Annotated in this window: 21 protein-coding genes; 15 read left to right on the top strand and 6 right to left on the bottom strand. The window is 73.7% G+C overall.

Annotated features, from left to right (window positions below; translation table 11 throughout):
• Positions 1-184 precede the first annotated feature (184 nt).
• Together ileS and ACQEVB_RS21390 are read left to right on the top strand one after the other, a co-directional pair.
• Entirely contained in the window at positions 185-3364 is a 3180-nt protein-coding gene (gene ileS / locus ACQEVB_RS21385; protein ID WP_432974112.1) for an isoleucine--tRNA ligase, read from the top strand.
• 214 nt (positions 3365-3578) lie between these two features.
• Entirely contained in the window at positions 3579-3848 is a 270-nt protein-coding gene (locus ACQEVB_RS21390; RefSeq protein ID WP_432974114.1) for a DUF167 domain-containing protein, read from the top strand.
• Between the two features lie 128 nt (positions 3849-3976).
• Here the strand turns inward: ACQEVB_RS21390 and ACQEVB_RS21395 are convergent, their stop codons facing one another.
• On the bottom strand, positions 3977-4345 hold the full coding sequence (locus ACQEVB_RS21395; RefSeq protein WP_432974116.1) for an excisionase: 369 nt from the start codon (positions 4343-4345) through the stop codon (positions 3977-3979).
• Between the two features lie 51 nt (positions 4346-4396).
• Here ACQEVB_RS21395 and ACQEVB_RS21400 point away from each other — a divergent pair, with 51 nt between their 5' ends.
• The 9 genes from ACQEVB_RS21400 to ACQEVB_RS21440 all read left to right on the top strand — a co-directional run bounded on the left by ACQEVB_RS21400 (position 4397) and on the right by ACQEVB_RS21440 (position 12842).
• Complete coding sequence (locus ACQEVB_RS21400) at positions 4397-5359, top strand: Clp protease N-terminal domain-containing protein (RefSeq protein ID WP_432974118.1); 963 nt, start codon at positions 4397-4399, stop codon at positions 5357-5359.
• Entirely contained in the window at positions 5356-6111 is a 756-nt protein-coding gene (locus ACQEVB_RS21405; protein WP_432974120.1) for a class I SAM-dependent methyltransferase, read from the top strand. Before ACQEVB_RS21400 ends, ACQEVB_RS21405 begins: the two co-directional genes overlap by 4 nt.
• 43 nt (positions 6112-6154) lie before the next feature.
• On the top strand, positions 6155-7648 hold the full coding sequence (locus ACQEVB_RS21410; protein ID WP_432974122.1) for a potassium/proton antiporter: 1494 nt from the start codon (positions 6155-6157) through the stop codon (positions 7646-7648).
• Between the two features lie 7 nt (positions 7649-7655).
• The gene (lspA, locus tag ACQEVB_RS21415; protein ID WP_432974124.1) at positions 7656-8210 is read left to right on the top strand and encodes a signal peptidase II; all 555 of its coding nucleotides are present in this window, start codon (positions 7656-7658) and stop codon (positions 8208-8210) included.
• 37 nt (positions 8211-8247) lie between these two features.
• A complete protein-coding gene (locus tag ACQEVB_RS21420; RefSeq protein WP_432980474.1) occupies positions 8248-9132 on the top strand; it encodes an RluA family pseudouridine synthase in 885 nt (294 codons plus the stop codon).
• Positions 9129-9812, top strand: coding sequence for a hypothetical protein (locus ACQEVB_RS21425; RefSeq protein ID WP_432974126.1), 684 nt, complete (start codon positions 9129-9131; stop codon positions 9810-9812). Before ACQEVB_RS21420 ends, ACQEVB_RS21425 begins: the two co-directional genes overlap by 4 nt.
• A 65-nt stretch (positions 9813-9877) precedes the next feature.
• The gene (locus tag ACQEVB_RS21430; RefSeq protein ID WP_432974128.1) at positions 9878-10618 is read left to right on the top strand and encodes a DUF998 domain-containing protein; all 741 of its coding nucleotides are present in this window, start codon (positions 9878-9880) and stop codon (positions 10616-10618) included.
• Positions 10615-11622, top strand: a complete 1008-nt coding sequence (locus tag ACQEVB_RS21435) for a hypothetical protein (protein ID WP_432974130.1) — start codon at positions 10615-10617, stop codon at positions 11620-11622. The genes ACQEVB_RS21430 and ACQEVB_RS21435 overlap by 4 nt, the downstream gene beginning before the upstream one ends.
• 56 nt (positions 11623-11678) lie before the next feature.
• Positions 11679-12842 carry a glycosyltransferase gene (locus tag ACQEVB_RS21440; protein ID WP_432980477.1) on the top strand — a complete coding sequence of 388 codons (1164 nt, stop codon included), beginning with the start codon at positions 11679-11681 and terminating at the stop codon, positions 12840-12842.
• Between the two features lie 76 nt (positions 12843-12918).
• Here the strand turns inward: ACQEVB_RS21440 and ACQEVB_RS21445 are convergent, their stop codons facing one another.
• On the bottom strand, positions 12919-13968 hold the full coding sequence (locus ACQEVB_RS21445) for a glycosyltransferase family 4 protein (RefSeq protein WP_432974132.1): 1050 nt from the start codon (positions 13966-13968) through the stop codon (positions 12919-12921).
• Positions 13965-14852 (bottom strand): alpha/beta fold hydrolase, encoded by an 888-nt coding sequence (locus ACQEVB_RS21450; RefSeq protein ID WP_432974134.1) that lies wholly within the window; start codon positions 14850-14852, stop codon positions 13965-13967. Before ACQEVB_RS21450 ends, ACQEVB_RS21445 begins: the two co-directional genes overlap by 4 nt.
• A gap of 430 nt (positions 14853-15282) precedes the next feature.
• Between ACQEVB_RS21450 and dnaE the strand changes: the two genes are divergently transcribed.
• Positions 15283-18849, top strand: coding sequence for a DNA polymerase III subunit alpha (gene dnaE / locus ACQEVB_RS21455; protein WP_432974136.1), 3567 nt, complete (start codon positions 15283-15285; stop codon positions 18847-18849).
• Here the strand turns inward: dnaE and ACQEVB_RS21460 are convergent, their stop codons facing one another.
• From ACQEVB_RS21460 to ACQEVB_RS21470, 3 genes are all read right to left on the bottom strand, one after another.
• A complete protein-coding gene (locus ACQEVB_RS21460; RefSeq protein ID WP_432974138.1) occupies positions 18850-20022 on the bottom strand; it encodes an MFS transporter in 1173 nt (390 codons plus the stop codon).
• A 67-nt stretch (positions 20023-20089) separates the two neighbouring features.
• Complete coding sequence (locus tag ACQEVB_RS21465) at positions 20090-20725, bottom strand: TetR family transcriptional regulator (protein ID WP_432974140.1); 636 nt, start codon at positions 20723-20725, stop codon at positions 20090-20092.
• Between the two features lie 41 nt (positions 20726-20766).
• On the bottom strand, positions 20767-21621 hold the full coding sequence (locus ACQEVB_RS21470; protein WP_432974142.1) for a PaaX family transcriptional regulator: 855 nt from the start codon (positions 21619-21621) through the stop codon (positions 20767-20769).
• Between the two features lie 165 nt (positions 21622-21786).
• On the opposite strand from ACQEVB_RS21470, the gene ACQEVB_RS21475 reads away from it, so the two are divergent.
• The 3 genes from ACQEVB_RS21475 to ACQEVB_RS21485 are packed head-to-tail and all read left to right on the top strand — an operon-like array spanning position 21787 to position 25391.
• Positions 21787-23907: a SulP family inorganic anion transporter gene (locus ACQEVB_RS21475; protein ID WP_432974144.1), complete on the top strand. Its 2121-nt coding sequence runs from the start codon at positions 21787-21789 to the stop codon at positions 23905-23907.
• Between the two features lie 52 nt (positions 23908-23959).
• Complete coding sequence (locus ACQEVB_RS21480; protein ID WP_432974146.1) at positions 23960-24904, top strand: GNAT family N-acetyltransferase; 945 nt, start codon at positions 23960-23962, stop codon at positions 24902-24904.
• Between the two features lie 22 nt (positions 24905-24926).
• Complete coding sequence (locus tag ACQEVB_RS21485; protein WP_432974148.1) at positions 24927-25391, top strand: type II toxin-antitoxin system PemK/MazF family toxin; 465 nt, start codon at positions 24927-24929, stop codon at positions 25389-25391.
• Positions 25392-25401 lie beyond the last annotated feature (10 nt).

A 25401-nucleotide genomic window follows, 5' to 3' on the forward strand; every position in this document is an offset into this window, starting at 1 on the left:
CGGGGAGCCTCCGGAAGAAACGCGCTCGACGGGCGCGGAGTAGAACCGGACGGGTAGGCCCGTCACAGCCGCACACGAGAGGTCGCGTGGCGCACGCGCGGCAAGCGGGGTGGTACCGCGGCAGCCGAAAGGCAGTCGTCCCCGTGCAGGCAGGAGCAACGAGCCGCACGAGGAGCACCGCCGCATGGCCAGCACCGACGCCACCGATTCCGGGCACCGCTACCCCCAGGTGCCAGGGCACCCGTCGTTCCCCGCTCTCGAGCGCGAGGTGCTCGACTTCTGGGCGGCCGACGACACCTTCCGCGCCTCCATCGCGGCTCGGCCGGCGGGCGAGAACGGCAGCAACGAGTTCGTCTTCTACGACGGCCCGCCGTTCGCGAACGGGCTGCCGCACTACGGGCACCTGCTCACCGGCTACGTCAAGGACATCGTGCCGCGCTACCAGACGATGCGCGGCAAGCACGTCGAGCGCCGGTTCGGGTGGGACACCCACGGCATGCCCGCCGAGACCGAGGCGGAGCGCCAGCTCGGGCTGAAGGACAAGACCGAGATCGACAAGATGGGTGTGGCGGCGTTCAACGCCGCCTGCAAGGAGTCGGTGCTGCGCTACACCGACGAATGGCAGGCCTACGTCACCCGCCAGGCCCGCTGGGTCGACTTCGACAACGACTACAAGACCCTCGACCTCACCTACATGGAGAGCGTCATCTGGGCGTTCAAGACCCTGTGGGACAAGGGCCTGATCTACCAGGGCTTCCGCGTGCTCTGGTACTGCTGGCACGACGGCACCCCGCTCTCGGCCACCGAGACGAAGATGGACGACGTCTACCAGCCGCGGCAGGACCCCGCGGTCACCGTCGGGCTGCGGCTGGCCGCGCCCGGTACCGAGCTGGACGGGGCGCTCGCCCTGATCTGGACCACCACGCCGTGGACGCTGCCGTCGAACCTCGCGATGGCCGTGCACCCCGACGTCGAGTACTCGCTCGTCGCCGCGAACGGCGAGAAGTGGCTGCTGGCGTCCGCCCGGGTCGGCGCGTACGCGCGCGAGCTGGGGGAGGAGCCGGAAGTGCTCGGCACCTACCGCGGCTCGGACCTGCTCGGCCTGTCGTACACGCCGCCGTTCGACTTCTTCGTCGGCCGCCCGAACGCGCACCGGATCCTCGCCGCCGACTACGTCACCACCGACGACGGCACCGGGATCGTGCACATCGCGCCCGCCTTCGGTGAGGAGGACAAGGTCGTCACCGACGCCGCCGGCATCGACGTGGTCGTGCCGGTCGACGCCGTCGGCGAGTTCGACTCGACCGTGCCCCCGTACGAGGGCATGCAGGTGTTCGACGCGAACCCGCACATCATCGAGGACCTCAAGAACGGCACGAAGCCGTACGTGCACGGTGTGCTGCTGCGCCGCGAGACCTACGACCACCCGTACCCGCACTGCTGGCGCTGCGGCAACCCGCTGATCCAGAAGGCGGTGGACTCGTGGTTCGTGCAGGTCACGGCGTTCCGTGACCGCATGGTCGAGCTGAACCAGCAGATCACGTGGGTGCCCGCGCACGTCAAGGACGGGCAGTTCGGCAAGTGGCTGGAGAACGCGATCGACTGGTCGATCTCCCGCAACCGCTACTGGGGCAGCCCGATCCCGGTGTGGAAGTCCGACGACCCGGCCTACCCCCGCATCGACGTGTACGGCTCGCTCGACGAGCTGGAGCGCGACTTCGGCGTGCGTCCGACCGACCTGCACCGCCCGTTCGTCGACGAGCTGACCCGGCCGAACCCGGACGACCCGACCGGGCGCTCGACGATGCGCCGGGTGCCGGAGGTGCTCGACTGCTGGTTCGACTCGGGGTCGATGCCGTTCGCGCAGGTGCACTACCCGTTCGAGAACGCGGACTGGTTCGAGTACCACTACCCGGGCGACTTCATCGTCGAGTACAGCGCGCAGACCCGCGGCTGGTTCTACACGCTGCACGTGCTGGCGACGGCGCTGTTCGACCGGCCGTCGTTCCAGTCGTGCGTCGCGCACGGGGTCGTGCTCGGTGACGACGGCCAGAAGATGTCCAAGTCGCTGCGCAACTTCCCCGACGTCAACGAGGTGTTCGACCGCGACGGCTCCGACGCCATGCGCTGGTTCCTCATGGCGAGCCCGGTGCTGCGCGGCGGCAACCTCGTCGTCACCGAGCAGGGCATCCGGGAAGGGGTCCGCCAGGCGATCCTGCCGCTGTGGAACACCTGGTACTTCCTCTCGCTCTACGCCGGGGCCGCCGGTCGGACGGGACGGTTCCGCACCGAGTCGCCGCACGTGCTCGACCGGTACGTACTGGCGCGCACGGCGGCGCTCGTCGACGAGGTCACCGCGGAGCTCGACGTCTACGACATCGCCGGTGCCTGCGAGCGGGTGCGTGACCACGCGGAGACGCTCACCAACTGGTACGTGCGCCGCTCCCGTCAGCGCTTCTGGGACGGCGACCAGGACGCCATCGACACCCTGCACACGGTGCTCGAGGTGACCTGCCGCGTCGTCGCGCCGCTGCTGCCGCTGACGACGGAGAAGCTGTGGCAGGGGCTCACCGGCGGGCGGTCGGTGCACCTGGCGGACTGGCCGGCCAGCGACCTGCTGCCGCACGACGACGCGCTGGTCAGCGCCATGGACCGGGTTCGGCAGGTGGCGTCGGCGGCGCTGTCGCTGCGCAAGTCGGCCGGGCTGCGCGTGCGGCTGCCGCTCGCGTCGATGACGGTCGCGACCACCGACGTCGACGCGCTCGCGCCATTCGTTGACATCCTGCGCGACGAGGTCAACGTCCGCGACGTCGTGCTCACCACCGAGGTGGAGAAGCACGGCCGGTTCGACGTGGCCGTCAACGCGCGGGTGTGCGGGCCGCGGCTGGGTGGCGACACCCAGAAGGTGATCCGCGCGGTCAAGGCCGGTGAGTACGAGGAGACCGGGGACGGGCTCGTCGCGGGCGGCATCACGCTGCTGCCGGGCGAGTACTCGGCGCGGCTCGTGGCCGTCGACCCGTCGTCGACGGCGGCGCTGCCGGGCAACACCGGTCTCGTCGTGCTCGACACCGACGTGCCGGCGGAGCTCGCCGTGGAGGGCACGGCCCGCGACGTCGTGCGCGTGGTGCAGCAGGCCCGCCGCGACGCGGACCTGGACGTCTCCGACCGGATCGTGCTCGTCGTCGACGGCCCGGCGGAGGTGCTCGACGCCGTCGCCGCGCACGAGGAGTTCGTGAAGGGCGAGGTGCTGGCCACCGGGCTCACCCGCGGCCCCGTGGCGGCGGCGACGCGCACGGGCACGGTCCTGGACCCGGCGGGGAAGTCGGCAGAGATCACGGTCGGCGTCGAGGTCGCCCAGCCCTGAGAGCGCGGCCCCGATCCCGCGAGTTGCCCGGATCAGGACGGCGAGTCGCCTGGTTCGGGTCGGCGAGTTGCCTGGTTCGGGTCGGCGAGTTGCCCGGTTCGCGTCGGCGAGTTGCCTGCTTCGGGTCGGCGAGTTGACCGGGTCAGGACGGTGAGGCGGTCGGGTCGGCAGAGTGAGTCCGCCGATCGGCGAGCCGGAGGCAGGGGGCGGAACCATGCGGTTCGCGATCCACGTCCGTCCTGGCGCGCGCCACGACCACGTCGGCGGCGCGCGCCCGGGCCGGAACGGGCCGGCGCTGGTCGTGAGCGTGCAACCCCGGGCGGTTGACGGCGCCGCGAACACAGCGGTGGTCGCCGCGGTGGCCGACGCGTTCGGCGTGCGCCGCGCGGACGTCTCGATCGTCAGCGGGCACCGCGGGAGGGACAAGATCGTCGAGGTCGTGGGCGGCGATCCGGCCCTGCTCGTCCGGCTGCGGGACGGCTGAGCCGGCCAACTCGCCGTCCCGATCGGGGCAACTCGCCGTCCCGGTCGGGGCGACTCGCGGTCCTGATCGGGGCGACTCGCGGTCCTGATCGGGGCGACTCGCCGTCCTGATCCGGGCAACTCGCGGGGTTACGGGCGGCGCTGTTGCTCCTCCAGCGCTGCGATGCGGATCTCCAGGCGTTCCACCGTGCTGCGCAGGAGCGCGACCTGCGCCTCCAGGGAGACCTCGCGCTCGGCGCGGCGGCGGATGCGGGCCGAGCGGCCGGCGCGTTCCAGCACCGCCTCCAGCGGGACGAGGCGTTGCGGGCCGTGCGGCCCGTCGGCGAGCCGGGACGGGATCTCCCCGTTGCGGTACCAGGCGCGCAGCGCCGACCGCGACACCCCCGCCTCGCGCTCGGCGTCGCCGAGCGGGACCCAGGTGGTGCCGCTGGCGCTGGCGAGCACGTCGAGCTCGGCGCGCCACGCGTCGAGGCGTGCTTCCCAGTCCCTCTCCGTCATACGGTGACCCTATCAATATCACTGTATTGACAGGGTTGCGAGCATGGTCCCATGTTCGAGAAGTTCACCGCGCAGGCACGCGAGGTCGTCGTCGGATCGCAGGAGCGGGCCGGCGCGCTCGGCCACCAGCACATCGGCACGGAGCACCTGCTGCTGGCGCTCCTGCGCCTGCCCGACGACGCGCCGGCGCGGCTCGCGCTCGACGGGGTCGGGCTGAGCGCGGAGGCCGCCGAGGCGGCCGTGCTGGCGATGGTCCCTCGGACCTCCCGCCCGGTCACCGGGCACATCCCGTTCACCCCGCGGGCGCGGCGGGTGCTGGAGCTGTCGCTGCGCGAGTCGCAGCGGCTCGGCAGCGCCGTCATCGGCCCGGAGCACCTGCTGCTCAGCCTCCTCGAGGAGCCCGACGGGATCGCCGCGAAGGTGCTGCTGAGCGACGGTCGCACCGAGGAGCGGGTGCGGTCCGCCGTCGCGACGGCCACGGGTGTCGAGCGCGCCGCGGCCGCGCGGGCGTCCGCCGACGTGGTCAACACACCGGCGACGGAACGGGTGCTGGAGCTGGCCGCGCAGCTCGCGGGCGGCGCCCCGGTGGGGAGCCAGCACCTCCTGGAAGCGCTGGCCTGGGTCGAGGACGGGGTGGCGGGCAAGGTGCTGCACGGGCTGGGCGTCACGCGGGACTCGTTGGCCGAGGCCGTGGACGGCGTGGATCTCGACACCACCGCCGACCTCACCCCGGAGCTGAGCGCGGCCGCCCGGCTCCGCCTGACCTTCGACGGCGAGAAGGCCGTGTTGACCAGCTCCGATCCCACCGTCGTCGCGGTGATTCGCCAGCTCGTCGACGAGGTGGGGGAGCTCTCGGGGGACGGCCCGCTGGCCGGCTCGTTCGTGCCGCTGCACCGGGCCCTCCTGAACACGGCCGCCGCCGTCCACCGGACGATCAGCCCGCCGGCCGACACCCCCGAGGCAGTCCTCGCGCAGGTCCTGCGCGCGCGGCTGAAGCGGCGGCAGAACGGATGAGTGCAGCTGCAGCGCATTGGGCCCGGCTGCAGGAGGGCCGAGGCATCCCGGCCGCGATACTGGCGCAGGCGCCGGCCGACCCGTGGGGGTTCGATCCGGCGGCGTTCCGGGCGCCGGCCGTCGCGCAGGACACGCCGTCGCGGGCCGCCGCGCTGGAGCTGCTCGGCGCGGGCGGCACCGTGCTCGACGTCGGCTGCGGGGGAGGCGATGCCGCGTTCGCGCTCGCCGCCCGAGCGACCCACGTGACCGGCGTCGATGCCCAGCAGGACATGCTCGACCTCTTCGCCGCGGACGCCATTGCCCGCGGCATCCCGCACCGGACCGTGCTCGGTGCCTGGCCCGGGTCGGCGGCCGCCGCCGGGCCGGCCGACGTCGTCGTCTCGCACCTGGTGCTGCACAACGTGGTGGACCTGCCGCCGTTCGTCAGCGCGCTGACGGCGGCGGCCCGCCGCGGGGTCGTCGTCGAGATGCTGTGCGAGCACCCGATGGCGTGGCTCGACCCGCTCTGGGAGCGGTTCCACGGGCTGCACCGCCCGCCACCGGCCACGGACGCCGACGCGCTCGCGGTGCTGCGTGAGTGCGGCATCGAACCCACGGTCACCAGCTGGGAGCGTTCAGCGCGGCCACCCGCCGACCCGGAGTGGGTCGCCCGGCGGCTGTGCCTGGCCGCCGAACGGGTGCCGGAGGTGGCCGCAGCACTGCCGGGCCTGCCCCGCCCGAACCGGGTCGCGACGCTGACCTGGACTGTGTGAAGGCCGTCCCACCTGCGCCGATACAGTTCGGCGAGGAGGTGGCATGCCGAGCCTCGCGACGACTCTCGGGATCGCGTCCGCCGTCGTGCTCGTCGGCGTGCTCGCCGTGCGCGCCTCGACCCGCATCGGGCTGCCGTCGCTGCTGCTGTACCTCGGCATCGGGGTGCTGCTGGGCGAGGCCGTGCTGGGCATCCCGTTCTCCGACGCCCGGCTGACCGAGTCGCTCGGGCTCGCCGCGCTCGTGCTGATCCTCGTCGAGGGCGGCCTGACCACCCGCTGGGCCGCGGTGCGGCCGGCGCTGGGGATCGGGTTGGCGCTCTCCACGGTCGCCGTCGCCGTCAGCATCGGCGTGGTCGGCGTGGCCCTGCACCTGCTGCTCGACCTGGACTGGCGCACGGCGTTCCTGTGGGGCGCGGTGCTGTCGTCCACCGACGCCGCCGCCGTGTTCAGCGTGCTGCGCGGGATCGGGGTGCGCAGGCGGCTGGTGGGGGCGCTGGAGCTGGAGTCCGGGCTCAACGACGCACCCGTCGTGATCGCCGTCGTGGTGCTGGCGTCCGACACGGCGGTCACCTGGCTGCAGCCGGTGCTGGTGGTCTACGAGCTGGCGGCGGGCGCGCTCGTCGGCGCCGCGCTGGGCTGGGCGAGCGGGTGGGCGCTGCACCGCATCGCCCTGCCCTCGACCGGCCTGTACCCGCTGGCGGCCATCGCCGCCTGCGTGCTGGCGTACGCGGCCGGCCAGTCGCTGCACGCGTCAGGCCTGCTGGCCACCTACGTCGCGGCGCTGGTGCTGGGCAACTCGGCCCTGCCGCACCGCGACGGCGTCCGCTCGTTCGCCGAGGGCACCGGCTGGCTCGCCCAGATCGGGCTGTTCGTGCTGCTCGGGCTGTACTCGTCCCCGGCGCGGCTGGTGGACGCGCTCGTGCCGGCGCTGGTGGCCGGGGCGGTGCTGCTGCTGGTCGCCCGGCCGCTGTCGGTGTGGGTGGCGACCGTCGGCTTCCGGCTGCCGTGGCGGGAGCAGGCGTTCCTGTCGTGGGCGGGCCTGCGCGGTGCCGTGCCGATCGTGCTCGCGCTCATCGCGTTCACCGCCGGGGCGCCCGGCGCGCTCACGCTCGTCGACGCCGTGTTCGTGCTGGTGGTGGTGCTCACGCTGCTGCAGGGGACGACGCTGCCGTGGGTGGCGCGCCGGCTCGCGGTCGCGAGCGCGTCGGAGCCGCGGCACGTGGCGGTCGACGCGGCCCCACTGGACGCGCTGGGCGCCGATCTCCTGCAGGTGACGGTGCCGGTCGGCTCCCGGTTGCGCGGGGTGTACCTGCGCGAGCTGCGCCTGCCACCGGGCGCCACGGTCAGCCTCGTCGTGCGCGGCGGCGAGGCGTTCACCCCGACGCTGGAGACGCGGCTGCGCGAGGGCGACCAGTTCCTCGTCGTCACGACGCAGGCCGTCCGGGAGGCCGCCGAGGAGCGCATCCGGGCCGTCGACCTGCGCGGACGGCTCGCCCGCTGGAACGCCGATCGAGCCCGCCGGGACGATGCGGGATGATGAAGGGGTGACGACCGAACCAGCGCCGCCGACGGCGACCACCGGACCCACGAGGGTCGCCCTGCTGTCGGTAATCGCCGCCGTGATCCTGGCGGCCGACGTCGTCACGAAGGTGCTCGCGGTTGCGGCGTTCGAGGGCCGGCCGCCGGTGCAGCTGCTCGGCGGGCTGGTATACCTGCAGCTGATCCGCAACCCGGGGGCGGCGTTCTCCCTGGCCACGGGCTACACGTGGGTGCTCACGATCGTCGCGATCGCCGTCGTCGTCGTGATCGTGCGGGTGGCGCGGCGGCTGCGTTCGCCGGGCTGGGCCATCGCGCTCGGCCTGGTGCTCGGCGGCGCGCTGGGCAACCTCACCGACCGGATCTTCCGCTCGCCCGGCCCGCTGCAGGGCCACGTCGTCGACATGGTGTCGCTGTTCGCGCCCGACGGGCGGGTCTGGCCGGTGTTCAACGTGGCCGACTCGTCGATCGTCTGCGGCGGCATCCTGCTCGTGCTGCTCGCGCTCACCGGCCGCGAGCTCGACGGCACGCGCTCCCGCGGCCGGGGGGACGCCGGTGCCTGACACCCGCAGCCTCCCCGTCCCCGACGGCCTGGACGGGATGCGCCTCGACGCCGGCCTGGCCCGGCTGCTCGGGCTCTCCCGCACGGTCGTCGCGGCGCTGGCCGAGGACGGGCGTGTCGAGGTGGACGGGCGCAGCGCCGGCAAGTCCGACCGGCTCACCGCAGGCGCCTGGCTGGAGGTGGCGCTGCCCGACCCCGAGCCGGCCGCCCCGATCGCGGGCGACGAGCAGGAGGTCGCCGGTCTGGTCGTGCTGCACGCCGACGACGACATCGTCGTGGTCGACAAGCCGGTCGGCGTGGCCGCGCACCCCAGCCCCGGCTGGACCGGCCCCACGGTCACCGGCGGGCTCGCCGCGCTCGGCCACCGGCTGTCCACCTCAGGCGCCGCCGAGCGGCAGGGGATCGTGCACCGGCTCGACGCCGGCACCACCGGCGTGATGGTCGTGGCCACGTCCGAGCACGCCTACACCGTGCTGAAGCGGGCCTTCAAGGAACGCACGGTCGACAAGCGCTACCACGCCGTCGCGCAGGGCCACCCGGACCCGTCCAGCGGCACGATCGACGCCCCCATCGACCGCCATCCCCGGCATGACCACCGCTTCGCCGTCGTCGCGGGCGGCCGGCCCAGCGTCACCCACTACGACACGCTCGAGGCCTTCCCGGCTGCGTCGCTGCTGGACATCCACCTGGAGACCGGCCGCACCCACCAGATCCGCGTGCACCTCTCGGCGATGCGGCACCCGCTCGTCGGCGACCTCGTCTACGGGGCCGATCCCACGCTGGCCGCCCGGCTCGGGCTCACCCGGCAGTGGCTGCACGCCCGCGCGCTCGGCTTCGCGCACCCTGCCGACGGCCGCTGGGTGGAGTTCAGCAGCCCGTACCCGGACGACCTGGCGAGCGCGCTGGACCGGCTGCGCGTGTGACCCGCGGGCGCCTCGGCGTGGTCGTCGCCTGCGTGGTCGTCGCGCTGGGCACGGCGTGGTACGCGGGCGTGCAGTCGATGCCGTCCGGGCCGCCTCCGCCGCCGGCGGGTTCGGTGCGGCTCGGCCCGGACCCGGGCGAGGACGTCGCCGCCTACCGCGCGCGGATCGCGGCCGAGCTGCCCCCGCCCGGTCCTGCGGTGCTGGCACTGGTGCAGTTCGACGCGGCGCGCACCACCGCGGACGCCCTGGTCGTCACGGCCGGCACCGCACCGGTGACCGCGGTGTTCCAGGTGCAGCTCCCGCGCGTGCAGACCGCCCTCGCGTTCGAGGACGTCGAACCGCAGGTGCCGGCCGCGACGGCGCTCGACTCGGCACGGCAGCGCGCGGCCACGGCAGCGTCGGCGCGGGTGGGAGCGGGGAACGACCGGCAGCGCGCCGTCGCCGCGGCGGAACGGGCCGCTCTCGCCGGTGCCGGCTGCCCGTGCGTCGTCGCGCTGGTGGTACGGGGCGACCGGCCGGCCCTGGACGCGCTCTCGGCCCGTCCCGGGGTGCGGGCCGTGCAGGCGGCCCCGCCCGGGACGGCACCCGTCGAGCTGGCGGTGTCGCCCCTCCTGCCGGCGCAGACCGGCCGCGCCGACCCGCTGCCCGACGACGGCCCCGTGCCGGGGAGGTCGGGGTAACCCCCGTACGGGGTTGGGGGGTTCACCTGATACCTGGCGCAGCGGCGCGCTGGCACGGTTGGGCCATGACGACGCGGGGGGCACGAGGAGCAGAGAGCGCGGTCGTGGTGGGGTTCGTGGCCACCGCGGCGGTCGCCGGAGCAGCACTGCACGTCGCCGGATCCGGCCCTGTCGATCCGTTGCGGACGGTGATCAGCGATTATGTGATGGTGCCCGGTGGATACGCGCTGCTCGCGCTGGCCGCCGTCGCGCTGGCGGCGGCGAGCCTCGCGCTCTCCGTCGGGCTGCGCCGCTCCGGGCTGCCGCACCCGGCGCTGCCGGCTGCGCTGCTGGTCACAGGGGCCATCGGGCTCCTCGTGGCCGGTGCCGTGCCCACCAACCTCCCCGGGCAGCCGGTCGGGTTAGGGGCGATGCTCCACCGGGTCGCCGGCGGTGCGACGTTCGTCTCACTGCCCCTCGCCGGCTGGTTGATCGCCCGCCGCGCCGCCACCGCATCGGGTGAATGGCGGGCCCACGCCGCGGTTCTGCGCTGGTCGGCCGCGGTCGCCGGGCTCGTCACGATCGTCTTCCTCGGGGCGCAGATCCCGATCGTTATCGGCGATTCACCTTTATTTCCCTATGTGGGCGGCGCCGAGCGGGCTGCATGTGCCACGGTGATGGTGGTGCTTGTGACGACTGCGCGGGTGATGTGGACGGCGACCGCTGAAGCCGTCGGCGTCCGGGCTGCCCGCACGGCGACGCCCGTCGGGGTGGTCGGACCGGTCGCGGTCGCACCCGTCGCGATCGAGCTGGGGCAGGCGGCATGAACGTCGCGCTGCACACCACGACCTCCCATCCCGGCGTGGCCATCGGCCTGGCCGCCACGGCCGCCATCTGCTTCGCCGGCGCCGCCGTGCTGCAGCACCGGGCCGTCAACGCCGAGCACGCGCCCGAGCGCTCGCGCGACCCGGAGACCGGCGACGGGCTGTCCCGTGCCGGGCTCGCCGCGGCGGCGCGCACCCCCGGATGGCTGTTCGGGCTGGCGCTGGCCGTCGGCGGCACCACCCTGCACGCGCTGGCGCTGGTGCTGGCGCCGCTGTCGGTCGTCCAGCCGATCGGGGTGCTCGCCGTCCCGATCGCCGTGCTGATCAGCGTGCGGCGCACCCACACACGCCCCACCACCGGCGTGGTCGTGGGGGTGGTGCTCGCCATCACCGGGGTGGCGATCTTCGTGCTCACCGCGGCCGGCACCGCCACCAGCACCCCCGCCGCCGACAGCGCCATGGCGCTGGCCGGTCTGATCGTGGCGCTGGTCGTGGCCGCCTTCGCGGCATTGGGCCTCGCCCGGTCCGGCTGGGTGCGCTGCGTCGCGCTGGCCACGGGTGGTGCGGTCGCGTTCGGGCTGGTGTCGGCGCTGATGCGGGCCGTCTCGCAGATGGTCACCACCGGCGCGTCGGCGCTCTTCTCCCCGGCGGTGCTCACCGCGCTCGTCGGGCTGGTGGCCGCCCTGCTCGTCGGCGGCTGGCTGGTGCAGCAGGCGTTCGCGTCCGGCGCGCCCGAGGTCGTCGTCGCCTGCATGACGGTCGTCGACCCGATCGTCGCCGTCCTCCTCGGGGTGGTGCTGCTCGGCGAGGGCGCCTCCACCCCCATCCTGACCTGGTTGCCACTGATCGTCGCCGCCGCGCTCGCCATCGTGGGCGTAGTGGCGCTGGCCAGCCACCACCCCGACGCGCTGGCCCGCCGCGAGGCCGCCGAGCTCGCCGGAGTGCCCGCGACCCGCCCCACCGCCGCGGCCGGAAGCCGCCGCGAGCACGCGCTGCACCGCCGGTGACCGCCGCTGCACCGCGCGCTCCGTTCCCCCCACGAGAGGACCGCTCCGTGACCTCGATGCGCATCCTGATCGGCGCAGAGACCTACCCGCCCACCGTCAACGGCGCCGCCAACTTCGCCGAGCGGCTCGCCACCGGACTGGCCCGCCGCGGCCACGAGGTGCACGTCGCCACGCCGTCGCCGGTCGGGAAGCCGGTCGTCGAGGTCCGCGACGGCGTGACCGTGCACGGCGTGAAGTCGGTGCGCTACGCCTTCCACCCGGACTTCCCGGTCAGCATGCCGTGGCAGGCCCTGCCCGCGGCCAGGGAGCTCGTCGCCGCGCTGCAGCCCGACGTCGTGCACACGCAGGCCCACATGGTCGTCGGCCGCGGCGTGGTCAAGGCCGGGGTGCGGGCCGGGATCCCGGTCGTCGCCACCAACCACTTCATGCCCGAGAACCTGTCTGCGCACGTGCCGTTGTCGCGGTTCGTGATGCGGCCGGCGTCGAAGATCGCCTGGCGGGACCTCGGCCGGATCTTCGGCAAGGCCGACGCGGTCACCGCACCCACCCCGCGCGCGGTGGACCTGCTGGTCCGCCACGCCGGCCTCACCGACGCCTTCCCCGTCTCCTGCGGCATCGACGCCGAGCGCTACAGCGCGCCCGCGCCGGCGCACGACGTGCCGTCGGTGCTGTTCGTCGGTCGGATGGACCAGGAGAAGCGCGTCGACGACCTGATCCGCGCGTTCGCGGCGCTGCCCGGCGGGCTGCCGGCGCGGCTCGACATCGTCGGCGACGGCGCGAAGCGCGCCGACTGGACGGCGCTGGCCGAGAGCCTCGGCGTGGCCGAGCGCGTCACGTTCCACGGTTTCGTGTCGGAGGAGGAGCTGCTCACCGCCTACGCGACGGCCGACGTGTTCTGCATGCCCAGCATCGCCGAGCTGCAGAGCCTCGCGACGCTGGAGGCGATGGCCGCGCGCACCCCGGTGCTGCTAGCCGACGCGATGGCGCTGCCGCACCTCGTCCGGCCGGGCCGCAACGGCTGGCTGTTCCCGCCCGGCGACGTCGCCGAGCTGACCAGGCGCCTCACCACCCTGCTCTCCGACGCCGACCTGCGCGCGCGGATGGGCGCGGTGAGCCGGGAGATCGTCGCCGAGCACGCCATCGACGCCACGCTGGACCGGTTCGAGGGGCTCTACCGCCAGCTCATGGCCGGGGAACAGGAGCAGGCGCGCGCGGCCTGACCGACGTCACACACGGCTGGGCCGGTTCACACACGTCCGAACGTGTGTGAACGGGCCCAGCGCTGTGTGAGGTGCGTCAGCGGGCGAGGCTCGTGAGCAGCTCCAGCAGCGCCTCCGCCGAGCGCTCCCACGTGTAGTGCTCGGCGCGCTCACGGGCGGCCGCGCTGGCGGCCTCCCAGCGCCCCTCCAGCGCCCGGACGGCCGCGGCGAAGCCGGCGGGGTCGTCGGGGGAGACGTACGCGCCGGCCGCGCAGCCCACCTCGCGGAACACCGGGATGTCGCTCACGACGAGCGGCGTCCCGACGGCCATGGCCTCGACGAGCGGGATGCCGAAGCCCTCGTCGCGGGACGCCGACACCAGGGCGGTGGCGCCGCGCAGCACCTCGCGGTACATCTCGTCGGAGGCGCCGTCGTGGAAGACGAGTCGGCCCGGACCGGCGGCCGCGGTCAGCCGGGCGCGCTGCGCGTCCGTGACCCGGCTCATCAGGTGCAGCTCGTGGTCGGGCAGCTGTCCCATCGCCGCGGCGAGCGTCTCGACGTTCTTGTACGGCATGAACGAACCCATGTAGACCAGCGCGTTCGTGCGCGGCAGCCGCGACGGGTCGGCCACCGGATCGGCGGCGTTGGGCACCACCGTCACGGGTCGCCGGGTGAGCCGGTGCTCGGCGATCAGCGCCTTCGTCGTCTCCGACACGGCGACGACGGCGTCGGCGCGGTTCAGCAGGAGTCGCTGCGGCCACCACGCCCGGTGGTAGAGCCGCCACAGCGCCCGGATGGGCAGCGCGAACTCCGGCGGCGGCGTGGGGTGGCGGTAGTAGATGAGGTCGTGGACGGTCAGCACCAGCGGGTAGTCCCGGCCCCAGCTGCCCATCGTCTGCATCGGGGTGAACACCACGTCGGGGCGCAGCCGGCGCACCTGCCGGGCCACCAGCGGCTCCAGCGGGCTCGTCGGCGCGCTCACCAGCTCGTACGGGCACGGCGGCAGCTGCGCGAGCTGCCGCTCGTCGCTGATCAGCATCGTGACGGGGTGCCGCTTCGCCAGCGCCGTGACGAGGCCGGCCGTGTAGCGGCTGATCCCGTCGTGCCGTTCGATGCGGGTGTACCGGCAGTCGAAGACGATCTTCACGAGAGGCCTGCCGCGATCGCCGCGGCCACCTCGGCCGGCTGCTCGTAGTGCGCCAGGTGCCCGGTGCCGGGCAGCAGCACCAGCCGGGCATCCGGGAAGCGCGGCAGCAGCGCGCGCTGCGCCGCGGCCGGCGCGAGGTCGTCGCGCTCGCCGGCGACCAGCAGCGTCGGCACCTTGACCTCGGGCGCGTACTCGGCGACATCGTGACCGACGGAGGCGGCGAACGCCTCCAGCAGGCTCGTCCTGCTGGCGAACGTGGAGAAGTAGCGGTCGTGCTCGGCGTGGATCCAGCGCCTCAGCGCGCGGTCGCTCGTCGTCAGCAGGGCCAGGCCGGAGATCCGGCTGATCACGCGGTTGCGCAGCAGCAGGTCGCCCGCCGGCTCGGGCAGCATCCCGGCGAGGCGGTGGTAGGCGGCCGCGACGTGGCGGGTCACGGCCCGCGGGCCGGCCAGCGCGTTGCTCGCGATCGGGTTGACCAGCACCAACGAGGTGAACCCTGCTGCGTCCGCGGCCAGGGTGGCCGTCGCGACGATCGAGCCGAACGAGTGCCCGGCCAGCACGAGGTCGCCGCCGACGGTCCCGGCGAGCTCACGCGTCCACGCGGTGTAGCCCGCGACGTCGTGCGCGTCGTCCGGCAGGGGAGGGGTGGCGCCGAAGCCGGGGAGGTCGGGCACCAGCACCCGCAGACCGGGATCGGCGTCGACCAGGTGCGCCACGATCGGTTCCAGCCCGTGGTGGTCGCCGCGGAACCCGTGCAGGAACAGCACCACCGTGCGCGGCTCGGCGGCCCCGTAGCGCCACACCCGGGTGGGCGTGCCGCGCACCGTCACCGTGACGGCGTCGACGGGGGTGCGGGCGACGATATCCCCGTACGGCGTGGCCACCTCACCAGCGTAGAGCGTGGGTGCCAGGCCGCGTTGACAACGTCCTGACCGCGGCCTTCGCGCCCAGATCGTCCCTGGCGGCGTTGCCGATCCGCTCGAGTACGCCAGGTACGAGTCACGGATCGGCGCCTTGCCAGGAACGATCTGGATCACGAAGGCCATCGATCAGGACGTTGTCAACACGGCCTACGCGACCGGTCCACCACCCTCCGTGGCCGCGGTCGGCGCACGTTCCGGGCGTGTCGCCGACGGGCTCGTCGACGTCGGCGTGGCGGTTCCGGAGCCAGTGCCGGGGAGGAGCACCATGGGGCATCCCGCCGCCGTCGCCGTGACCGTCCCGCTCCCCTTCGAACGGGTGGTCGCGCTCCGCCGGCAGCAGGAGTAGAACTGATGTTCGAAGTTTGCTCGACCTGTTTGGGGGCGTCGTTCCGTGACGGATTCCTTCGTCCACCTGCACGTGCACACCGAGTACTCGATGCTCGACGGCGCCGCGAAGGTCAACGCGCTGTTCGACGAGGTCGAGCGGCTCGAGATGCCCGCGGTGGCGATGACCGACCACGGCAACATGTACGGCTCCGCGGAGTTCTTCCGCCGTTCGCGCAAGAGCCCGGTCAAGCCGATCATCGGCATCGAGGCCTACCTCGCGCCCCTGTCGCGCCACCACAAGAAGCCGGTGTTCTGGGGGCAGGCCGGCCAGCGCGGCGCCGACGAGTTCGGTGAGGGCGGCGACGTCTCCGGTGGCGGCGCCTACACGCACATGACGATGGTGGCGCGCACCGCGCAGGGGCTGCGCAACCTGTTCAAGCTCTCCAGCCTGGCCTCCTACGAGGGCTACTACCGCAAGCCGCGCATGGACCGCGAGCTGGTCGCGCAGTACGCCGAGGGCATCATCGCGACCACCGGGTGCCCGTCGGGGGAGGTGCAGACGCGGTTGCGGCTGGGCCAGCCCGAGGAGGCCCTGCAGGCCGCGGCCGACTACCGCGACATCTTCGGCGCCGAGAACTTCTTCCTCGAGCTGATGGACCACGGGCTGTCGATCGAGCGCAGCGTCCGCGAGGGCCTGCTGGAGATCTCGAAGAAGCTCGACCTGCGCCCGCTCGCCACCAACGACTCCCACTACGTCACCAAGGACCAGGCGGAGGCGCACTCCGCGCTGCTGTGTGTGCAGGCCGGCAAGACCCTCGACGACCCCAACCGCTTCAAGTTCGACGGCGACGGCTACTACCTCAAGAGCGCCGCGGAGATGCGCGAGTACTGGGACACCGCGGTGCCCGGCGCGGCCGCGAACACGCTCCTCGTGGCCGAGATGGTGGAGCCGTACGACGAGGTGTTCGCCGAGGTCGACCGCATGCCGCGGTTCCCGCTCGCCCCCGGCCAGACCGAGAACGACCTGCTGCGCTCCGAGGTCGAGAAGTACACCCCGGCCAGGTTTCCGAACGGGCTCACCCAGGAGTACAAGGACCGCATCGAGCTGGAGCTCGGCGTCATCGCGAAGATGGGGTTCCCCGGCTACTTCCTCGTCGTCGGCGACCTGGTGCGCTGGGCGAAGGCGCAGAAGATCGCGGTCGGGCCGGGTCGTGGTTCGGCCACCGGGTCGCTGCTGGCGTACATCCTGCAGATCACCGACCTCGACCCGATCGAGCACAGCCTGCTGTTCGAGCGGTTCCTCAACCCCGAGCGCGTGAGCCCCCCCGACATCGACCTCGACTTCGACGAGCGCAGGCGCGGCGAGGTCATGCGCTACACGGTCGACAAGTGGGGCGAGGAGAACGTCGCCCAGGTCATCACGTTCGGCACGATCAAGACGAAGGCCGCGATCAAGGACGCCGCGCGCGTCATCCACGGCCAGCCGGGCTTCGCGATCGCCGACCGCATCTCCAAGGCGCTGCCGCCGCCGATCATGGCGAAGGACATCCCGCTGTACGGGATCTTCGACCCGAGCCACGAGCGCTACGCCGAGGCCGCCGAGGTGCGCGCGCTCACCGAGACCGACCCCGAGGTCCGGCGGATCATGGACACCGCGCGCGGGCTGGAGGGCCTGGTGCGCAACGCGGGCGTGCACGCCTGCGCGGTGATCCTCTCCTCGCAGCCGCTGCTCGACGTGATCCCGCTGTGGAAGCGCGACGACGGCTCGGTGATCACGGGCTGGGACTACCCGTCCTGCGAGGAGATCGGCCTCCTCAAGATGGACTTCCTGGGGCTGCGCACGCTCACCGTCGTCGACGACACGATCAAGGCGGTGCAGGCCAACCACGGCGTCGAGATCGACACCGCCACGCTCGCGCTCGACGACAAGAACACCTACGAGCTGCTCTCCCGCGGCGACACGCTGGGCGTGTTCCAGCTCGACGGCGGCGGCATGCGCACGCTGCTGAAGGCCATGGAGCCCAGCCACTTCGGTGACATCGCGGCGGCGCTGGCGCTGTACCGGCCGGGCCCGATGGCGGCCAACGCGCACATGGACTACGCGGAGCGCTCGAACGGGCGCCAGCCGCTCACCCCGATCCACCCGGAGCTCGAGGCCGCGCTCGAGCCGATCCTCGGCGAGACCTACCACCTGCTGGTGTACCAGGAGCAGGTCATGGCGATCGCGCAGCAGCTGGCCGGCTACTCGCTCGGCCAGGCCGACCTGCTGCGCCGCGCGATGGGCAAGAAGAAGAAGGAGATCATCGAGAAGGAGTACGAGGGCTTCAAGGCCGGCATGCTCGGCAAGGGCTTCTCGAAGGAGGCCTGCCAGACGCTGTGGGACGTGATGCTGCCCTTCTCCGGGTACGCGTTCAACAAGTCCCACACCGCCGGCTACGGGCTCGTCTCCTACTGGACGGCCTACCTCAAGGCGAACTACCCGACCGAGTTCATGGCAGCGCAGCTGACCTCGATCGGCGACAACAAGGACAAGTCGGCGATCTACCTCGCCGAGTGCCGGCGCATGGGCATCAAGGTGCTGCCGCCCGACGTCAACGACTCCGACCTGTGGTTCTCCGCGGTCGGGTCGGACATCCGCTTCGGGCTGGGGGCGGTCCGCAACGTCGGCGCCAACGTCGTCGAGTCGATCATCGCGACGCGCAAGGCCAAGGGCCGGTTCACCTCGTTCACCGACTTCCTCGAGAAGATCGACCTCGTGTGCTGCAACAAGCGCACCATCGAGTCGCTGATCAAGGCGGGCGCGTTCGACTCGTTCGGTCAGCCGCGGCGGGCGCTGCTCATGATCCACGAGGACGCGGTCGACGCGATCACGGGCCTGAAGCGCAAGGAGGCCGAGGGGCAGTACGACCTGTTCGGCGGGGTGGACGACGAGCCGGCCGCGCCGGAGCACTCGCCGCTGGCCAGCTTCAAGATCGGCGACGAGGAGTGGCCGATGAAGCAGAAGCTCGCCTTCGAGCGGGAGATGCTCGGTCTGTACGTCTCCGCGCACCCGCTCGACGGCACCGAGCGCATCCTGCGCAAGCACGCCCCGAAGTCGATCGCCCAGCTCATCGACGAGCAGCAGAAGGAGGGCGAGATCGTCCTGGCCGGGATGATCTCGTCGGTCGACCGGCGCGTGAACAAGAAGGGCGAGCCCTGGGCGATCGTCACCATCGAGGACCTCGACGCCTCGATGGAGGTGCTGTTCTTCCCGAAGTCGTACTCGGTGATGTACGAGGAGCTGGTGCCCGACTCGGCGGTGGCGGTGAAGGGCCGGGTGAACTGGCGGGACGAGCGGATGTCGGTGTTCGCGTCCGGCGTGATCACCCTCGACATCACGGCCGCGCAGGCCAGCCCCGGCACCGAGCCGCCGCTGGTGCTGAAGGCCGACGCGCTGCGGATGGACGAGGCGGTCGTGGCGGAGCTGAAGTCGGCCCTCACCGCGCACCGCGGCGAGACCCCGCTGCACCTGGTGCTCTGCTACAAGAACCGGGAGACCGCGCTGGCCGTCGACGAGAAGTTCTCCGTCACGGTCAGCTCGGCGCTGCTGGGGGAGCTGAAGAGCATCCCGGGGATCGCGGTCGCGGTCTGATCACCGCCCGGTGGGCAGGCGGGGGAGCGCGCCGGCGGTGCCGGCGATCGTCAGCACCGCCAGCGCGGCGGCGGCCACGGCGAACCCGCCGGCCCCGGTCACGGCACCGCCGACGACGGGCCCGACGACCATGCCGCATGCATAGGCGGCGTTGAACGCGGCGTAGGAGCCGCCGAGTGCGGGCGGCTGTGCGCGTTCTCCCTGGTGGCCGATCAGGGTGGTCGCCGTCGCGAGGAGCAGCGCGTTGGCCGCGCCGAGCGCCATCATCGCGACGACGACCAGCCACAGCGGCCCCGCCAATCCCAGCAGGGCCATGGCACCGGCGGCCAGCACGCCGCCGGCGCCGACCAGCGCGCGTGCGTCGACGCGGGAGACGAGCGACCCGACCAGGGGGTTGAGCACCGCGCTGGTGAGGACGATCACCGCGAAGAGCCCGCCGACGGCCAGCGGGCCGAGCCCGTGCGTCACCTGCAGGTGCAGCGGCAGCACGGGCTCGATCGCGGCGAGCGCGCCCGCGCCGAGCAGCACGGCCACCAGCACGCTCACCGTGCCCGGCACCCGGATCACGGCCAACGGCCCCGCGACGTCGTCGGTGGCCGGCGGGTCGGCGCGGACCAGCAGGTAGCGCGCGATCCCGTCGGCCAGTGCGAGCGCGGCGGCCACGAGGAACGGGGCCCGCGGGCCGAACGCCTCGGCCAGGAAACCGCCCACCGGTGGGCCGACCAGCACACCCACCGCCACCATGCTCATGGCCAGTCCCATCGAGCGGCCGCGGGTCGCGATCGGGGTGCTCGCCGCGATGAGGGCGAGGCCGGCGATCCACGACATCCCGGCGGCCACGCCCTGCAGCACCCTGGCGAGCACCAGGAGCGCGAACGAGGTGGAGAACGCGAACAGCAGCGTGGCCGCGGCGAGCCCGAGCATGCCGTAGAGGAGGGGGCGGCGCGGGCCCGCCCGGTCGACGAGCCGGCCGGCGACCGGGGTGACGGCGAGCGTGGCGACCGCGTAGCCGGCGAAGAGCAGCCCGGTCGCGGCCGGCCCGGCGGCGACGGTGGCCGGGAGCAGCGGCAGCACCGGGATGGCGATGCCGTAGACGAGCATGTCGGTGAACAGCGCGAGGCAGGCGACGGTGATCGCCGCTCGCGGGGTGGTGGCGGAGGTACGAGTGGTCACGGGTTCTCCCCGGTCGGGACGGACGATCGTCGAGAACGAACTTGTGGTGAGCTGGATCGATTCGAAATCACCGCAACGTCGTTCTCGACGCGGGGTCGGGGTGCGCCAGCAGGCCGGCGACCGCGGCCCACGCCACGGCCCGGCGGGCCGCGGCGTCGGCGGGAAGCCGCTCCGGCTCGATCGCGGCGGTGTCGTTGGCCCCCATCGCGACGCTGACCAGGACGAACAGTGCGGCGTCGACGGTCACGCCGGGGCGCAGCAGGCCGGGGGCGGCGAGCACGGGCGCGAGTTCGGCGCGCCACCCGTCGAGTGCGCTGCGGTGGTCGCGCACCCCTTGCTCCACCAAGCTCGACCGGGCCGCGACGAACGTGCCCACGGTGGCGAGCGCGCGGAACATCGGGTCCTCGCGCAGGAGTCGCAGGTGCTCCTCGATGAAGCCGGTCAGCGCGGTGGCCGGGTCGGACGCGGCGCGCAGCGGCGCGAGCACCTGCTCGCCGTACCGCCGCCACTGCTCGGTGAGGACGGCGGCGAGCAGCTCGTCCTTGCCGCGGAAGTGGTGGTGGACGGCGCCGCGGGTCATGCCGATGCGGGCGGCGATGCGTTCGAAGGTGGCGCCGTCGTAGCCGTGCTCGGCGAAGGTCAGGAGCGCGGAGTCGAGGACCCGGGCACGGGTCTCGGCCGCCGCGGCAGCGGTGCGTCGCATGGATACATGCTGGCCCGTATGTAAACGGCGTCAAATCCCGATCAGGACGAGGTCATCCGCTGCCACTGCTGCTGCGCGGCGCGGTCCCAGCGCTGGTGCAGCCGGTCGAACAGCTCCGCAGCGCGGGCGCCCGCCCACTCCTGGGGCAGCAGCTCGCCGGGCAGCTTCGGGTCGAGGAACGGAAAGCGGCGCCATGCGTGCACCAGGTGGATCTGGTGGGTGAGGGTGTCGGCGGGGCCGTTCGGCTCGGCGTCGGCGAACTCCTCGAGGAACGCCTCGTAGGCGGCTTCGACCTCGTCGAGGTTCCACGCCTGCTCGACGAGCAGCTGCGGGCTCCCGAGATCGCCGAACGCGCCGACGAACGAGCTGGTGACGGCCCCCAGTCCGAGATCGGCGACGACCTCGGCGACCTCGGCCTGCTTGCTCGGGTCAGGGGTGAGCCACACCCCGGGCGCCGGCGAGCCGAGACCGGCCCACGCCAGGCGGGTGCGCAGCCGGTGCCGCAGCTGCCGGCGCGCCTCCGGCACGCTGACCAGCAGCACCAGCCAGTGCCCGTCCCACGGGCGGGTGGCGGCGCTGAACCCGTAGATGCGGGCGGCGCCGTCGGACAGCAGCCGCGTGCCCTGGTCGGACAGCGACCAGCGCACGCGCCGGCCGGAACGGTCCGACACCAGCAGGCCCTCGGCCGCGGTGCGGGCCAGCGCCTGCCGCGCCGACTTCGACTCCACGCCCAGCCCGCCGAGCACGTCGAGCAGCACCTGCGTCCACACCGGCTCGCCGCGCGGGAGCACGAACTCGCCCAGCACGGTGAGCAGCAAGGACCGGGCGCTGGTGGCGCCGAGTCCGCGCCGGCGCGACAGCGCGGGATGCGCGTTCGCGACCTCCGCTGCGGACATGTTCGGGAGCCTATCCGGGCGATCGGCTGGTCCGTCCCCGGGCGCGCCGCACGGATGTCGCCTGCCGGACCCGCCGATTTTCGATCTGCCACTCGATCGTGTGGACTCCGCGCCCGATCGGAATCGGGCGGAACGGACCAACCGTACTCGTCCGTTCGGCATGACGTGACCCTGACGACCGACCCGCCCGAGACCGCCTCCCGCGAGCCGCGCCGCCGCTTCACCTGGACCACCCTGCGCGCCGACGTGAATGCGTCACTGGTGGTCTTCCTCGTCGCCGTACCGCTCTCGCTGGGCATCGCGCTGGCGTCCGGTGCCCCGATCATGGCCGGGCTGATCGCCGCCGTCGTCGGTGGCGTGGTCGCCGGCCTGCTCGGCGGCTCACCGCTGCAGGTCAGCGGGCCCGCTGCCGGGCTGGCCGTGGTGGTGGCCGAGCTGGTCGCCCGCTTCGGCTGGGGCGTGACGTGCGCGATCACCGTCGGCGCCGGCCTGCTGCAGGTGCTGTTCGGGGCCACCCGGCTGGGCCGGTTCGCGCAGGCCGTGCCGCCGGCGGTGGTGCACGGGATGCTCGCCGGCATCGGCATCACGATCGCGCTGGCCCAGCTGCACGTGGTGCTCGGCGGCAGCCCCCAGACCGGTGTGCTGGACAACGTGCTGGGGCTGCCGGCCCAGCTGTCCGCGCACGTCACCGGCGCCGCCGCGATCGGGGTGCTGACGATCGCGATCGTCGTCGCCTGGCCGTTGCTCGGCCTTCCCCGGGCCGTTCCCGCACCGCTGGTCGCCGTCGTGGTGGCGACGGTCCTCGCCGGCTTCTTCGCCGACGTCGCCCGCGTCGACCTGCCGGGCGGCCTTCTGGACGCGATCGCGCTGCCGGTGCTGCCGCAGGACGACTGGGCCGCCGTGGCCGGTGCCGTGCTCACCGTGGCACTGATCGCGAGCATCGAGAGCCTGCTCTCCGCCGTCGCCGTCGACCGGATGCAGCCGCGCGTGCGCACGGCCGTGGACCGCGAGCTGATCGGGCAGGGCGCCGCCAACACGGTCTCCGGCCTGCTCGGCGGTCTGCCCGTCACCGGGGTGATCGTGCGCAGCTCGGCCAACGTCGCCGCCGGCGCGCGCACCCGCACCTCGGCGGTGCTGCACGGCGTCTGGGTGGCGGTGTTCGCGATCGCCCTGGTCGGGGTGATCGAGCTGATCCCGCTCGCGGCGCTGGCCGGGTTGCTCGTCGTGGTCGGGGCGCGGCTCGTCCGGCCGCAGGACGTGCGCACCGCCCGCGAGCACGGCGAGCTCGCCGTCTACGTCGTGACGCTCGCCGGTGTGCTCCTGGTGAACCTGCTGGCCGGCGTCGGGCTGGGCCTCGCCGTGGCCGGGCTGCTGATGGTGCGCCGCGCCGTCCGCACCCGCGTGCACCTGGAGACGCCTGACGACGGGCCGCGGCGGGTCGCGATCGGCGGCACGCTGTCGTTCCTGTCGGTGCCGCTGCTGGCCAGGGTGCTCGGCCAGGTGCCGGCCGGTGCGCCGGTGCACGTCGACCTCGTCGTCGACTACCTCGACCACGCCGCGTTCGACCACCTCGACGCGTGGGTGCGCCGGCATCGCGCGACCGGCGCGTGGGTGCGCGTCACCGAGCCGGGCGACCGGCCGGACCACCCGGCGTCCGGCCGGTTCGCGACGTGGAGCCAGTGGCGAGGGGACGGTGCCCCGGTGACGGCGCCCGTCCTCGCCGGGGTCGCGGCGTTCCACCGCACCGACGCCGAGCGCCTCCGGCCGCGGCTGCAGGAGCTGGCCGGCGGCCAGCAGCCCTCCGGCCTGCTCCTGAGCTGCGCCGACTCCCGGGTCGTCCCCAACGTGATCACGGGCAGCGGCCCGGGCGACCTGTTCACCGTGCAGAACGTCGGCAACCTCGTCGCCGGCGACGACGCGCGCGCCGCCGTCGAGTACGCCACCGGCGTGCTGGACGTGCCGCTGATCGCGGTGTGCGGGCACTCCGGCTGCGGCGCGATGCGCGCGCTCCTGTCCGCGACCGCGCCGACCGGAGCGCTGGGCCGCTGGCTGGACCCGGCGACCCGCAGCCTGGCCGCCCTGCGCGGTGGGCACCCCGTGGGGCGAGCCGCGCTGCGGGCGGGCCGGTCGGAGTGGGACGCGCTCTCGATGGTCAACGTGGCCGTGCAGCTCGAGGAGCTGCGTGCGACGGGGGTGTCGACCGAGCTGATGGGGCTGTGGTTCGACATCCCCAACGCGAGCGTGCTGGTCCTCACCCGCGACGGGTTCCGGCCGATCGGGGAGTAGCCGGCCGAATTCCGGTCGATCGGGTGGGCCCGGTGGTTCTACCGTGCCCGACATGACGGCTGGCGTGCTGACCTGGCGCCCGATGGGCGCCGACGACGTCCCGGCGTGGGCGCGGCTCCTCGCGGCCGCCGAGGAGGTGGACGACACCGGCGAGCACTTCTCCGAGGACGACCTGCGCGACGAGCTCGCCGACCCCGCGCTCGACCTGCCCGCCGACTCCGTCGCCGTGATGGACGGAACCGAGCTCGTGGCGTACCAGATCACGATGCGCCCCGGCGACACCGCGGGTGTGGGGCGGGCGATGGGCAGCCACGGTGTGGTGCATCCGCGGTGGCGGCGGCGGGGGATCGGCACGGCCCTCGTGCGCCGCGGGCTGGACCGGGCGTCCGAAGCAGGGGCGACGCTGATGGTCCGGGTGCCCGAGGGCGACGCCGGTGCGGCCGCGGTGTGCGCGGCGGCCGGCCTGCGGGCCGTGCGCTGGTGGTCGGACCTGCGCCGGGACCTCGCCGCGCCCGTCGCCCCGGTCGTGCTGCCGGACGGCGTCGAGGTGGCATCGCTCGGGCCCGACTACGACCACGACCGGTGGGACGAGCCGTTGCGTGCGGCGCACAACGTGGCGTTCGCGCAGCACTGGGGTTCCTCCCGGGTCTCTGCGGAGTCGTGGCGGGCGCTGCGCACGGGCGTCTCGGCGTTCCGCGCGGCGTACTCGGCCGTCGCGCTCGCAGACGGCGAGATCGCGGCGTACGTGCTCGGCTACGAGTACCCGACGTCCGGCGCTGGCCGGGAGCTGTACGTCGCGACGGTCGGCACCCTGCCGCGGTGGCGCGGCCGCGGGCTGGCCGGCGCGCTGCTCAACCACGTGCTCGCCGCGGCGCAGGCCGACGGCTTCACCACGTCGGTGCTCACCGTCGACAGCCAGAACGCCACCGGTGCACTCGGCGTGTACGAACGGGTGGGCTACGCGCCGTACCGGCGGGCGGTCACCTGGATCAGCTGACCCGGCTGGGACGATGGCGCGCATGCCGGGGTTCCTGCAGGCCGTCCTGCCGCTCGTCACCCGCGCCGTGCGCTCGTGGGGGCGGGCGCAGGTGCGCAGCGCCCCGACCGGGGAGCGGGCGCGGCGCATCGCCTACGCGCCCGATCCCGACGGCGCCGCCGACCCTGGCGAGATCGTGTGGGCGTGGGTGCCGTTCGAGGAGGGCGACGGGCGCGGCAAGGACCGGCCGCTGCTCGTCGTCGGGCGGGACGGCGGGGGCGGGCTGCTCGGGCTGATGCTGTCGAGCCAGCACGACCGGGCCGATGACCGGAACTGGGTGTCCGTGGGGTCGGGTGCCTGGGACCGCGCGGGTCGTGAGTCGTTCGCGCGCCTGGACCGGGTGCTGGAGGTCGCCGAGCGCGGCATCCGGCGCGAGGGCGCGGTGCTGGCCCGGGACCGGTTCGACCGGGTCGCCGTGCTGCTGCGGGAGCGCTACGGCTGGACGTGACCCGGGACGT

It is taken from the genome of Pseudonocardia sp. CA-107938 (assembly GCF_050936315.1).
Lineage (GTDB): Bacteria > Actinomycetota > Actinomycetes > Mycobacteriales > Pseudonocardiaceae > Pseudonocardia.